This window comes from Paenibacillus sp. ISL-20 (assembly GCF_018613005.1).
In the GTDB taxonomy this organism is placed as follows: Bacteria; Bacillota; Bacilli; order Paenibacillales; family Paenibacillaceae; genus Paenibacillus_AQ.
Window position 1 is genome coordinate 11,962 of record NZ_JAGGRD010000070.1, and the last position, 12,813, is coordinate 24,774.

At 51.0% G+C, this 12,813-nt stretch carries 10 protein-coding genes and 2 pseudogenes; 3 read left to right on the forward strand and 9 right to left on the reverse strand.

The genetic code is table 11. The features are described from left to right. Positions 1–4 precede the first annotated feature (4 nt). The 3 genes and pseudogenes from cyoA to J7E85_RS31840 all read right to left on the reverse strand — a co-directional run. The gene (gene cyoA / locus J7E85_RS31830; RefSeq protein ID WP_215164001.1) at positions 5–925 is read right to left on the reverse strand and encodes a ubiquinol oxidase subunit II; all 921 of its coding nucleotides are present in this window, start codon (positions 923–925) and stop codon (positions 5–7) included. A gap of 152 nt (positions 926–1,077) precedes the next feature. Further along, the gene (locus tag J7E85_RS31835) at positions 1,078–2,004 is read right to left on the reverse strand and encodes a COX15/CtaA family protein (RefSeq protein WP_215164002.1); all 927 of its coding nucleotides are present in this window, start codon (positions 2,002–2,004) and stop codon (positions 1,078–1,080) included. Between the two features lie 248 nt (positions 2,005–2,252). Continuing rightward, a pseudogene (locus J7E85_RS31840) lies at positions 2,253–2,474 on the reverse strand (low molecular weight phosphatase family protein); the annotation flags it as partial. Here J7E85_RS31840 and J7E85_RS34430 point away from each other — a divergent pair. Then, positions 2,475–2,605: pseudogene (locus J7E85_RS34430) on the forward strand (arsinothricin resistance N-acetyltransferase ArsN1 family A); the annotation flags it as partial. It abuts the pseudogene before it with no gap. A gap of 32 nt (positions 2,606–2,637) precedes the next feature. Here the strand turns inward: J7E85_RS34430 and J7E85_RS31845 are convergent. Then, entirely contained in the window at positions 2,638–4,182 is a 1,545-nt protein-coding gene (locus tag J7E85_RS31845) for a sensor domain-containing diguanylate cyclase (RefSeq protein WP_251036195.1), read from the reverse strand. A gap of 258 nt (positions 4,183–4,440) precedes the next feature. Here J7E85_RS31845 and J7E85_RS31850 point away from each other — a divergent pair, with 258 nt between their 5' ends. Continuing rightward, positions 4,441–5,088, forward strand: coding sequence for a putative glycolipid-binding domain-containing protein (locus J7E85_RS31850; RefSeq protein ID WP_251036196.1), 648 nt, complete (start codon positions 4,441–4,443; stop codon positions 5,086–5,088). A 200-nt stretch (positions 5,089–5,288) separates the two neighbouring features. Here the strand turns inward: J7E85_RS31850 and J7E85_RS31855 are convergent, their stop codons facing one another. Next, positions 5,289–6,590 (reverse strand): NCS2 family permease, encoded by a 1,302-nt coding sequence (locus J7E85_RS31855; protein ID WP_076320743.1) that lies wholly within the window; start codon positions 6,588–6,590, stop codon positions 5,289–5,291. Between the two features lie 195 nt (positions 6,591–6,785). On the opposite strand from J7E85_RS31855, the gene J7E85_RS31860 reads away from it, so the two are divergent. Then, positions 6,786–7,493: an SOS response-associated peptidase gene (locus J7E85_RS31860; RefSeq protein ID WP_215164003.1), complete on the forward strand. Its 708-nt coding sequence runs from the start codon at positions 6,786–6,788 to the stop codon at positions 7,491–7,493. A 157-nt stretch (positions 7,494–7,650) separates the two neighbouring features. Here the strand turns inward: J7E85_RS31860 and J7E85_RS31865 are convergent, their stop codons facing one another. The 4 genes from J7E85_RS31865 to J7E85_RS31880 form a co-directional block, all read right to left on the reverse strand. Beyond that, positions 7,651–7,938, reverse strand: a complete 288-nt coding sequence (locus tag J7E85_RS31865) for a stage VI sporulation protein F (RefSeq protein ID WP_215164004.1) — start codon at positions 7,936–7,938, stop codon at positions 7,651–7,653. An 86-nt stretch (positions 7,939–8,024) separates the two neighbouring features. Beyond that, entirely contained in the window at positions 8,025–10,076 is a 2,052-nt protein-coding gene (gene recG / locus J7E85_RS31870) for an ATP-dependent DNA helicase RecG (protein WP_215164005.1), read from the reverse strand. A 14-nt stretch (positions 10,077–10,090) separates the two neighbouring features. Further along, positions 10,091–10,948, reverse strand: coding sequence for a DegV family protein (locus J7E85_RS31875; protein WP_215164006.1), 858 nt, complete (start codon positions 10,946–10,948; stop codon positions 10,091–10,093). 49 nt (positions 10,949–10,997) lie between these two features. Then, positions 10,998–12,776, reverse strand: coding sequence for a DAK2 domain-containing protein (locus J7E85_RS31880; RefSeq protein ID WP_215164007.1), 1,779 nt, complete (start codon positions 12,774–12,776; stop codon positions 10,998–11,000). Between the last annotated feature and the right edge of the window lie 37 nt (positions 12,777–12,813).

Consider the following 12,813-nt stretch of genomic DNA (forward strand, 5'->3'; position numbering starts at 1 on the left):
CTCCTTACCTAGTCACCTGGTCCTCGAAATTGAAGTTTTGCGTGTTTTTCCATGACAAACCATGGTTGTGGGAAGCGGCATATTTTGTCACCGTCATCTCGAACAACCCTTCCGGAAAAGCGGAATATGTATGACCCTTGGATGCGGACGGCTCCCTCAGCTGTTTGTAGCCCTCCAATGTCAGCTTGGGCGACTCTGCCTTCACTTCCTCCACCCATGCGTCAAACTCCTCCTTGGAGATGGCCTCTACATCAAAATACATCTTGGCAAAATCCGTTCCCGTAAAGTTCGCGCCGGACCCCCAATAATTCCCGGCCTCATCGGCTTGCAAATACAGCGTCATCGCCATGCCCGACATGGCGTACATCTGGCCGCCAAGCTGCGGAATCCAGAACGAGTTCATTGGCGAATCCGCCGTAATTTCAAAGCGGACCGGCACGTCCTCCGGAATTTTCAACTCATTGACCGATGCTATGCCCTGTTCGGGATACTGAAACAGCCATTTCCAGTTCAGGGAGGTTACCTGTACGGTCAGCGGTTTCTCACTGGAGGCAATGGGCTTCGACGGTTCCAGTGCATACGTTGCTTTGACCGTGATAATCGCCAGCGTCAATATGATCAAGATGGGAATTCCCCACCAAATCAGTTCCAGCTTCGTGCTATGCTCCCACTCCGGGGTATACGCTGCTTTTCTTCCTTTTTTGTCCCGATACCGCCACACGATGATAGCTGTCAGTATCAACACCGGAACGATGACAATGCTGCACAGCAAGGTCGAGATGATCATTAAATCGCGCTGCTGCTCGGCAATGGGTCCTTTCGGATTCAAAATAATGATGTTCTCGCTGCATCCGGTCATGGCCAGCAGCATGATGGTCAGCAGAACCGCTAACCCCATGATTCGAAGTGTTATGGGTCGTTTCATTACATTCAGCTCCAATCTGCTCACTTGTCCTGACTTACTTTAGTTGACAAGGCAGTTGGTGTCACCAGCCGTTCGTTCACTAAATATGCAGGCCAAGTTCAAGATACTGTAACAAATTTCACATACAAATTCAGATTTTTTGTCTTTACGTCTCATCTTCTCTTCCATGTACGAATCCCAAAAACCGCGAGCATGCTGAAGAGCAAGGTCGCTAACACATTGTGAACAAGACTTGCAAAAATAAAAATATGATGATTGTTCATGGCAAGCGTCAGCCACGCCCCGCTTAAAATTTGTGCTAGCACTACGAGGTTAAGACCGATTACCAGCGTTGTTAGACCTGTTGAACGCACCCTTGTCTCATAATTTTTTACAGCTAAGAGCAGAAGAATCAGCAATATGAGTAAAACCGCAGCGGCGACCCGATGAAGAAAGACAATGCCAGAAGCCCCGCCCAGATACGGTATGACCTGGCCATTGCATAGCGGCCAGCCCATACAGCCGGCCTCCGACTCCGTATGCCGGATATAGGCACCAAGGTATACCACTCCGCAGCTATACAGCCAGATTCCCCAGCCCAAGAAGCGGATAGATGGCGGAACCGTAACGTTAGTACGATAATCCTGTGCTCCATGGAGTCCACGCATCCATACCACGAGCAGCATACTGCTGGCCACCGCAAACAAGGAGATTCCAAAATGAAGCGCCATGACCGCCGGCTGCTGCGGCCACATGACAGCCGCGGCCCCCATTAGAGCTTGTATCACAGTGAACAATAAGGTACCGCCAGCATAATAACTCGCCTCCCTATGGCCCCGGTAATGTTTCCGGATCACGATATAAGTGGCAAGCACCAGAATTCCGACCACGCCGGTTATCATCCGGTGCGAATATTCAATCATGGATTCCAGTGTATAAGCCGGGATGAATTTCCCGTTGCAAAGCGGCCAATCATCGCCACACCCAAGGCCGGAACCGGTCTTAGTTACAAGCGCCCCAGCCAGCAATACTAAGAACATACCGATAAATGAGGACCATACCAGCAAACGGTGCTTTAAGGATACTACGAACAATATCATCCACCTCTTGTGTCTGAATTTAATGTTGGAACAGGTTCAAGGTTCAAGACCTATCCCATTGCACAGGATAAAGAATTACACATGATCCGTGACCCTCCATTAGAGCTCAGTTTCCGACCATCCGCTTCACGTTGTTGACAAAAAAAGAACGCCCCGGTTAAGGGCGTTCTTGGTATATTGGGATGCAGGTTTTCGATATCTTCTTAAAGATTCTTTTATGGTTCGGACCCCGGCATAATGTTATCGTATTATTCGCCGGTTTCAGCGAATCGTTGAATGCGCTCGCCGATTTGATCACGAACGCGCTGGAAAACAGCCCATTTTTCTTCGTCAGTCCCCTGTGCCTTGGCTGGATCGTCAAAGCCCCAATGCTCTCGGCGAACATGCGGAGGCGTCATCGGGCAACGATCGGCTGCATCGCCGCACAAGGTAACCACCAGGTCGGATTGATTTAACATCTCCGGATCAAGCGTCGCGCCTATGATGGTGTTGCTGACCTATCCATATATATCGATCGGGCATTCCGAAGCAAAGGAAAACGGTTTTTATAAAATAGTGCTGTTCACCTTTTTCGTTTAATCAAGGCGGGCAAGGAATATACTTTAACTCGGTAATCTCCGATGGCTTGTACTATTACGCCGATAGCTCTGCCGTAATTGTCCGATTACGTCCTTCGGCCTTCGCCCGGTATAACGCCATATCCGCTGCCTGGAATACACCTTCGCGGTTTCTGCCATGTTCAGGATATAAGGATACGCCGATCGATACGGTAAGTATTAGGGAATAAGGTGTTTTGGAATTCAGAATCGCGTTGCGAATTCGCTCAGCTATACGATAGGCTTCATCCATACGATGCTTGCGAAGAAGAATGACAAACTCCTCCCCGCCAAAACGGGAGCAGACTGCACCCGCAGGAACACAATCGCTCATGACCGCCGCTACCAGTTTCAGGACTTGGTCGCCGGTTTGGTGGCCATATGTATCGTTAACGTTCTTAAAATGGTCAATGTCCAGCATTAAAACGGCATACGAATCTCCAAGCAAATCCCACGAATCAAGGCAGCGTTCCAGTTCTCTGCGATTGGTCAGCCCTGTTAATGGATCCGTGCTGGCTTCCTGCTGTAACGAATAGGCTTGTTTGGCAAGCGTTTCGGCAGCTGCACCCATAATCTGGTTCAATTGATCAGCTTCCCGATTCCAATGCGGCTGGAATTCCTCGGGAGACACCATTTCGCCGGCTGCTACCGCTTTTGTTAATTTATACAGCTGGGTAAATGGAGCGGCAATCCTTGCAGCCATATATGCGGCAATGACCAGCATGATCACGATCGGAAAAAGCATACTTCTCAGCTGGTCATGCAAGTTGCGATTGACATCGGCCAGAATGGAACTAACCGATGTCTGCATGACAATCCCCCACCCATTCATTGAAACGCTGGCGTAACCCGTCAAATAATCTTCACCTTGAGTATTCATGACACGTTGCATGCCGCTCTCACCGCTCATGAGCCGCTGCACCACGACATTAGAGCTTACGTCCTCCCCTACCCGGCTTTTATCCAGATGATAGAGCAGCTTACCTTCAGAATCAACGATATATGAGTATGAGTCTTCGATATTCCCCGCGCCGCTTCCGAAAATCCGATGCAATATATTATTTTCTTCCAAGTAGATCGTGCCGGCAATCATCCCGTGATACTTGCCGGCGCTGTCAAAAATCGGCTCGCTCGCAAGAACAATCCAGCGGCCGGTAGGGCTTCTATACGGTGTCGATATATAGGACTTTCTCTCCTTTAGCGCCTCCGTGGTCCCCACCGTTTTTAATCGGGCCTGATTCAAATTGTTTCCCACAGGAGAAACCACGCGAATAGTACCCGTTTGATCGGCCCAAAATACGGAGTTGAAATAAGGGCTGCTCTGAAGCATAAGATCAAAAATGACCTGCAACTCTCTCTCATCGGATGTCGCACTAGCCTCAATTGCCGGATTGTTGGCAGAGGCGCGAAGACTTTGGCGCATCCCCGAGAAAAGCGCTTCAATGGTAACTGCCATTTTTTGTGCGGAGGATAAATTAAGTGACATGGTATTGTTGTATAGGGATCGTTTCTCATTTTTATACTGAATGTAGATCATAATCGACATCGTCATGAGAATGGATAAGGAAACCAGCGCAGGCATGAGCATGGCTAGACTGATTTTGATGCGTTGTTTAGGTATGTTTATGACCGCTGCACCCCTACTCTTAATGAAAAATACTGCCGGATTAGTATACGATCCTTACATATTACTTCACAAACGATTTTGCGTCCATATATGGAATAAGCTTCTTGTGTGGAAGTCCCCGATTTATCTTCGGTTATCACACACGGTATTTATCGCTTTATAACAAACATATGTTCGTTATATAATATAGAGGTGTAGCATCTACTCATACTCTTGTTTGACAAAGGACGTGATCTCACTTTGAACAACCATATCCATGCTGAAGCAGACATGCAGCCCCTCGGACAAAAGACCACAAGCGCTGGTCAGCTTCTGCAATCGCTGCTATGGAACAGGCACGATCTTCCTTCCCTGGAGCATGGACGGCTCTATCAGCATCATGAAGGGTTTACGCTCACCGGAACGGTCGTAGCCAGCCTGGAAGGTCGGCAGCTCCACTGCTCCTATGAGGTTGAAACCACCAGCAGCTGGCAGACCCGGAGGGTAAAGATTAAGCTCACAAGCGGCACGGAGGAACGGTCCCTTCACCTGGAGCGGGATGACGACGGCTGCTGGTGGAGCGGCGATACCGAGCTCACGGCATTTGCCGGAATGAACGACATTGATCTCGGGATTACCCCATCCACCAACACGCTGCCGATCCGGCGCTTGAAGCTGGAGCCTGGGGAGAGTGCGTCCATGACGGCAGTCTGGATTCAGTTCCCGAGTCTAACCATCGCCCCGCTTCCCCAACAATACACGCGTACGGGCGAGTACACCTACCGTTATGAGAGTAACCATGGGGCCTATCAAGCGGATCTGGAGGTTGACGAGCACGGCCTCGTCACGAGGTACGCGGACGTATGGAGCCGAACTCGCTAAGCTCTGTGCATCTGCACGGCCATAAGAAGGCATGGCCCTTTAACCGGACAAGAATTAACAACCAGGAGCCGTTGCAGCATTTTCTCGATCCGTCACAAACAATGTTCAAGCTCATACGAGGGTTTATCGGCATGCCAAAAATCCCTGCCGGGTCTGCTTAGACCTTGGCAGGGGATTGTCATGCTTCTAATGCCCCTGAATCAATGCGGGACAAAGACAAGCTGCAGTACGAACAGCACAGCAAAAATATACATCAGCGGGTGAACCGCCTTCCACTTGCCCTTCACGATTTTCATCAGCGGATATGAAATAAAACCTAGCGCAATCCCGGTCGCGATGCTGGACGTAAGCGGCATGGTCAAGATCACGAGAAACGCGGGGAACGCTTCATCAAAATCATTCCACCGGATGTGCTGAACGTTGCTTAACATCAGGCACCCCACTACGATGAGCGAAGGTGCGGTGATGGCGGATAACCCGGAAACCGCGCCGATCAGCGGGCTGAAGAAGGCAGCAACCACAAACAATGCGGCAACGACGACCGCCGTTAATCCTGTCCGACCGCCTGCGCCAACACCGGCTGCAGATTCAACATAAGCGGTGGTCGGGCTTGTACCGACCATAGATCCGGCCACAGTTGCCACCGAATCGGAGAACATGGCACGATCCGCACGAGGCAGCTTGTTATCCTTCATAAGCCCTGCCTGTTCTGCCACACCAACTACCGTACCTGTGGTATCAAACAGTGTCACCAGGAGGAACGAAAACACAACGGCATAGAGTCCATGACTGATCACATCCGAGGCAGCGGTAATCGGGTTCCATACCAGAATGCCTTCCGGCAGCGTGGGAAGCGACATAATCCCGTTCGTAAAAGACAGCATATCGGCAAAATAAGCGATAATCCCGGTAATAATCATTCCGATAAACAAGGCACCCTTCACATCGCGCGACAGCAGCACAAGCGTAACCGCAAGTCCTACCAAGGCGAGCACAACCGATGGCTGGTGCAGATCACCGAGCGCTACCAGATTGTCCGGATGCGCTGTAATGATGCCGCTCATCCGCAATCCGATAAAAGCAATAAACAAGCCGATTCCGACCGTGATCGCATGTTTCAAATTGGCCGGGATCATCTCAATCAGCCTGCGCCGCAGGGAAGTCATCGATAATACCAGAAACAGAATACCGGCTATAAAAACGGCTGAGAAAGCTTCAATATACCCAAGTCCGGCATGTCCCTGAACGACGGAATAGGTGAAGTAGGCATTCAAGCCCATCCCCGGTGCTACAGCGATCGGATAACGGGCTACGAGCCCCATCAGCAGTGTACCAATCACAGCGGCAATAATAGTAGCCGTGAAGCTCTGCTCAAAAGGAACACCCGCTTGCGACAGAATCAGCGGATTCACAACAGTCACATACGCCATCGTGAAAAACGTCGTGGCCCCGGCAACAACTTCTGTCTTAACCGAGGTACCGTTTGCTTTTAAATCAAACACAAAAAATCCTCCATTCATGATGCTAGGCCTGACTATTCGCTAGGCCCTTTTGGTTAGTTACGTTATATTTGATATACTCAAACACAAATGTACTGTAAATCTCTACGTAGCAATTTATTTCTGAACTCGATAAAAGTCTTAATTAGACGCTATATTCAAATCTTAGCGACAGCAAATGACAGGAGGCTTGAAACGATGTGCGGACGCTTTACACTCACGGTCACTTGGGAAGAACTGATGACCAGGTATCTCATCGATCCCGAATCGGTCTCTCCCTTTCATATTCCCCGGTACAACATCGCGCCTACGCAGATGGTCACGGCTATTATCAACGACGGCAGCACCAATCGGATCGGTCAGCTGCAATGGGGGCTTGTCCCATCCTGGGCCAAGGATGCCTCGGCCGGAGCCAAAATGATCAATGCGCGTAGTGAAACGCTGGAAGCCAAGCCTGCCTATAGGATGCCCTTTTATCGGAAAAGATGCCTAATTCCTGCAGACGGTTTTTACGAATGGCAAAAAAACGGCAATGGCAAGCAGCCCTTTCGCATCAGCTTGAAGAACGGCGAAGTATTCAGCATGGCAGGTCTTTACGATACCTGGATTACCCCAAGCGGAGATAAGCTTAGCACCTGCACCGTCATTACAACCGAACCCAATCAACTCATGGCGCCGATCCATAACCGGATGCCGGTCATTCTGAGACCCGCAGACGAAGCGTTATGGCTTGAACGGCAGACGTCTTCCCATACCCATGAAGGTAGCCCCTCCCTCCTGCAAGCCCTCAAAGAGCTTCTGAGGCCTTACCCCGCGGTGGACATGCAAGCCATTCCGGTTAGCACAACCGTAAATTCCGTTAAAAATGACACGGAAGATTGCATCCGTTCTATTACAGGCAGCTAAATCCGTTGACCACAAAACAAGGGATTTCTTTTACGGGAGTCCGCCAGGAAGGTTGCATCCCTGCATACGCGAAATCAAAAGCCCCTGCTCATAAGGAGAAAACACTCCCGAGAGGGGCTTCTTCTATGCAAAGTAATTCCTTGATGTCATCCAATTATTATCGAAACATCCCCCACAGCTTGATCAAATGGAAGGTGTTGTTCGGATCGATGCGCTGTGCAAGCACAAACTGAACCATTTGCTGCTCCTGCGTGGAGCTCAGCTTTTCATTCAAGATGCCGCTGGCCGTCCGGATCATTTGATGCACTTTTGCGCTATTTTGAAGATCTGCCTTGGTTAAACCCTGCGTCAGCCCTTTGATTCTTTCCTTGACTGCCGGGTTTTTCATTTTTTGCTTGATTCGTTCTACCAGCTGCGGACTAATCCCGTACTGCTGATAACTCAATGTTAAAGCACCTCCAGTCATAAATGCTGCTACCTTTTTTGAGTATATGACGAAGGTCTGTCCATTGTGCTAACAGATTCATGTTATTAGTCCATGATATCGCCCTGGAAGATCTTCTCCCGCTGCAAAAAGTCTCGCAATGGCTCAAATTCAGGAGACGTCCAGAAGGAACTGTCGCTGACAAGAGCCGCTGCATCGCCCCTGGCCTCTTCCACTACTTTGAAATCGGCGACCATGTCGGCCAGCCGGAACTCCGGCAGTCCGCTCTGCTTCGTACCGAAAAAGTCGCCAGGTCCCCGAAGCTCCAAATCCCTCCGGGATACCTCGAAGCCGTCCTCGGTTTCGGTCATGACCTGCATCCGCTCCTGACCCACTTCCGATTTCGGATCGGCCACAAGAACACAGTAGGATGCATGCTGCCCACGGCCTACGCGGCCCCGCAGCTGGTGCAGTTGGGACAGACCGAAGCGATCGGCGTCCATTATGATCATCAATGTGGCATTCGGCACATCGACGCCAACCTCAACAACCGTCGTGGAAATCAGCAGCTGGACCTCATTGCTGTAGAATTGACGCATAACCTCATCCTTCTCGGCAGGCGTCATACGGCCGTGCAGCAGCCCCACAGCATACGTAGGAAAGGCCTGCTGCATCTGGACATGCAAATCAATCGCATTCTGAACGTCCAGCTTGTCCGATTCTTCAATCAAAGGAGCAATCAGATAAGCCTGACGTCCTTGATTTACTTCCCGGGAAATAAATCCGAGCACACGGTCCATGAGTTCATGTTTGACCCAATAGGTCGTAATGGGAATACGACCTTTCGGACGCTCCGACAGCGTGGATACATCCATATCCCCGAAAGCGGTAATGGCCAGCGTCCGTGGAATCGGCGTCGCCGTCATCGTGAGCACATCCGGGTTATAGCCTTTACGGCGGAGTACGCTTCGCTGATTCACGCCAAAACGGTGCTGTTCGTCCGTCACGACGAGTCCCAGCTCCCGGAAGTATACATCATCCTGAATGAGAGCATGGGTGCCCACGACAACGTCTGTCAACCCCATCTGTAAGGAAGCCAGCAGGTCTTTGCGCTTCTTCCCCGTGACACTGCCTGTCAACAGGCCAACGGTAATGCCAAAGGGCTCAAACAGCTTCTGCAGCGAACGCATATGCTGTTCGGCGAGAATCTCTGTCGGTACCATCAAAGCCCCTTGAAAACCTGAGCGCACTGTTGTAAACAGAGCGACGGCGGCAACAATCGTTTTTCCCGAGCCGACATCCCCTTGAAGCAAACGGTTCATGCAGTAAGGGGAGCGCATATCATGCAAAATCTCTAGCTCCACCTTCTTCTGCGCATCAGTGAGCTCAAAAGGGAAGCTGCGCACGAACTCCCGGATCGTTGCATTGTCAGTCGTATGTACAACACCGTCCATCCGACTCCGGTTCAGCGCGCGGAACGCCTGCATTTTCAACTGGAACAAGAAGAGCTCCTCATACACCATCCGGCGCCGCCCTTCCTGACCTTCCCGGGAGTCGACGGGCTGATGGATCGTCATGATTGCCGCTTTACGGGGCATCAGATCATATTTCCTGAGCAGGGATTGCGGCAAAATCTCGGGGATCATCTCCCCGTATTGCTCCAATGCCTGCCCCATTGTTTTTCGGATCCACGATTGCGTGATCTTACCGCCGATGGAATACACCGGCTGCAGCGTCCCGCTGCGGAAGGCTCCCTTATCCGGGAATTCGGATTCGGACACCGTAAGCTGCATTCTGCGCTGATCCCACTTGCCTGTCAGCACGATCTCCCGGCCAGCTGTAAGCTGGTCCTTCAGAAAATGCCGGTTAAACCAGGTCGCGGTGAACATCCAGTTTTCGGCCAGCATTTTGCAGGTGAGACGGGATTTACGCCCATAGCGCTGCAGTACCGGTACGCTGGCTATCTTGGCTTGAATGGTGATTTTGTCCCCGTCCTTGACTTCACTTAGGGAACGGAGCCGGTAATCCTCATACCGGAAGGGGTAATACTCCAAAAGATCCTTGACCGTAGAGACGCCAAAGGCGTGAAGCTCCCCCTCTTTCAGAGCGCTCACGCCGTTGATCTGTCTGACGGATATTTGATCGAGTTTGAGACTCATATCATCTACCTCACTTAAGCAGGCCATATATATGCTGCAATGGTTCCCGGTCCAACGTGCGTACCGACAACCGGACCGATCTCGGAAAATACGGTTTCCTCAATCGTAAACACAGCGGACAGCTGCTGCAGAAAATCCTCAACCTGAGCAGGGTCAGCTGTATGACCCACAGCCACTTTAATATTTTTCACACCGGATAGATCCTGTTGAAACAGTTCAATGATTTTCACTGTCGCTTTCTTGCGACCGCGGACCTTGTCTACCGGAAATATGATTCCTTCGCCATCAATGGACAAGATCGGCTTAATGTTAAGCAGCGTGCCCAGCACAGCCGAAGCCTTACCGATCCGTCCGCCCTTCTGCAAATATTCCAGCGTGTCTACCAGGAAGTAGAGACGCCGCTTGGAACGGAGCTCTTCGAGTGACGAAATAATATCAGAAACAGAGGCTCCTTCTTGTGCGAGCTTCGCTGCATGGACCACGAATAATCCGAAACCATAGGAGGCCGATTTGGAATCCCACACGGTAATATCCGCTTCTCCTTCGATGATAGAGGTGGCAAGCAATGCGGACTGATACGTCCCGCTCATGCCGGATGAGATGTGAATCGACACAATGGAGCAGCCTGGGTGCTGTTCCAAGATGGACTCATACGCAGCTGCAAAATCTGCGGGTGAAGGCTGAGAGGTCGTCGGAAGCTGTGGCGACTCAACCAGCTTTTTGTAGAACTCTCTCGGCGTTATTTCGACTCCGTCCAAATACGAATCTTCCCCGAACATGAGTTTCAGCGGCACAATATGAATGTTGTGTTGCTTCGCCAGGTCTGCCGGAATATCCGCTGTGCTGTCTGTCACAATAACGGTCTTATTCACCGGAACCCCTCCTATAAATGTACCTTGCATAATGTCAAAGCGTTGTATATTAAGACTCCACGGAGAACAGATAAGAATAGATCGGCTGTCCGCCGTAGTGTACCTCAACCTCTGCGTTAGGGTACTGCTCACCAAGCCACTCCGTGAGTGTGTTGGTCGATTCCTCGGTTGCGTCCGCGCCGGTAAGCAGAGTCACGATTTCATCCCCGGATTCCAGCATTTTACTCAGCAAATCCTGGGAGGTCGTAATCAGATCCGCGTTTGCTGCAACGATGTTGGAATTGCGAATACCGATGAACTGGCCAGCCTTGATCTCGAGATCATCGATCGTTGTGTCCCGAACGGCATAGGTTACCTGCCCTGATTGCACACGAGTGATCGCATTCAGCATATTGTCGGTATTCGTATCCGCATTCTCGTCTTCCTCGAAAGCAAATGCTGCCGCGATCCCCTGCGGAATCGTCTTGCTCGGAATAACCGTTACGCTGCGCTCGCCTTCGAGAAGCTCTCTCGCCTGCTGGGCAGCCAGCACGATGTTGGAGTTATTCGGCAGGATGTAAATCTGCTGCGCCGAGATCGAAGTAATCGCATTAACAAAATCCTCGGTGCTCGGGTTCATTGTCTGTCCTCCGGAGAGAACGACGTCAACGCCCAGGCTTTTGAATATATCGGAGATGCCTTCCCCTGACGATACCGCAATGAAACCGTACGGTGCGATCTCGTCTGCCGGAGGAACAGCCGGAGCTTCCGGAGTCACGGTCTCTGCCGGAATATCCGCAAATAACTCAGGCATCGGTGCGATATCCATTCCCGTTGTCAGCAAATCACGGTGCTGCTCGCGCATATTCAATATATGGATCTGAGTGATCTCTCCATACATTAGCGCCAAATTCAACACTTCGCCCGGAGCCTTGGAATGCACATGAACTTTGATGGTCTCGTCATCGGCGATGACAATGATGGAATCACCATTCACTGCAAGCGCTTTCTGGAACTTATCTTCATCAAAGTCTGCGTTCGTTCCTTCTCCGAGCTGCCGATTAATAAAGAATTCCATGTCATATAAAAATTCAATATCCTCTGTGGACAGTCTGGACTGGGCAGAAGCCGGAGCTTTCACCGCCGAGAAGTCAGGGACTGCTTGAAAGGCCGGTGCCGTGTTGCTCTGTTCAGTTTGTCCTCCGGCAACAGCAAACGATCCGGGCGGAGCGTCTTTTCTCAGCGCCTGCAAGAAACCTTCATAAATGTAAACCAGGCCCTGGCCACCCGAGTCCACGACGCCAACCTGCTTCAGAACAGGGAGCATATCCGGCGTCTGGGACAGTGTTTCTTTGGCTTTGGCCAACACCTGCTCCATCAATTCCACGATATCGTTGTTGCGGCGGGAGAAATAGACCGCATGCTTGGCCGCTTCTTTAGCTACGGTAAGGATGGTACCTTCAACAGGCTTCACGACAGCTTTATACGCAGCTTCTACGCCTGTCTGCAGTGCTGCGGCGAATTGATGAGAATTTAGTTCTGTATAAGGCGCAGCATATCGGCTGAAACCACGGAACAGCTGGGACAGAATAACCCCCGAGTTCCCTCTGGCTCCCATCAGAAGCCCCTTGGACAGCACACCGGCACTATGCCCGACGGACTCCGAGTACTTACTCTTCAGTTCTGCCACACCTGCAGTCATCGTCAAATTCATGTTGGTCCCCGTGTCGCCGTCCGGCACCGGGAATACATTCAGGGAATTGACGTGTTCTGCATGCTGCTGCAGCTGCTCCGCTCCGGCTAGGACCATCGCGGTAAATTCTGTTCCATTCAAAGAACGCTTACTCAATGAGAATTCCCCTTCCTGGCTTGATACCCATAACACT

Coding starts and splice junctions, on each gene's coding strand:
- cyoA (WP_215164001.1), bottom strand. CDS start 925: ATGAAACGACCCATAACACTTCGAATCATGGGGTTAGCGGTTCTGCTG.
- J7E85_RS31835 (WP_215164002.1), bottom strand. CDS start 2,004: ATGATATTGTTCGTAGTATCCTTAAAGCACCGTTTGCTGGTATGGTCC.
- J7E85_RS31845 (WP_251036195.1), bottom strand. CDS start 4,182: ATGCCTGCGCTGGTTTCCTTATCCATTCTCATGACGATGTCGATTATG.
- J7E85_RS31860 (WP_215164003.1), top strand. CDS start 6,786: ATGTGCGGACGCTTTACACTCACGGTCACTTGGGAAGAACTGATGACC.
- recG (WP_215164005.1), bottom strand. CDS start 10,076: ATGAGTCTCAAACTCGATCAAATATCCGTCAGACAGATCAACGGCGTG.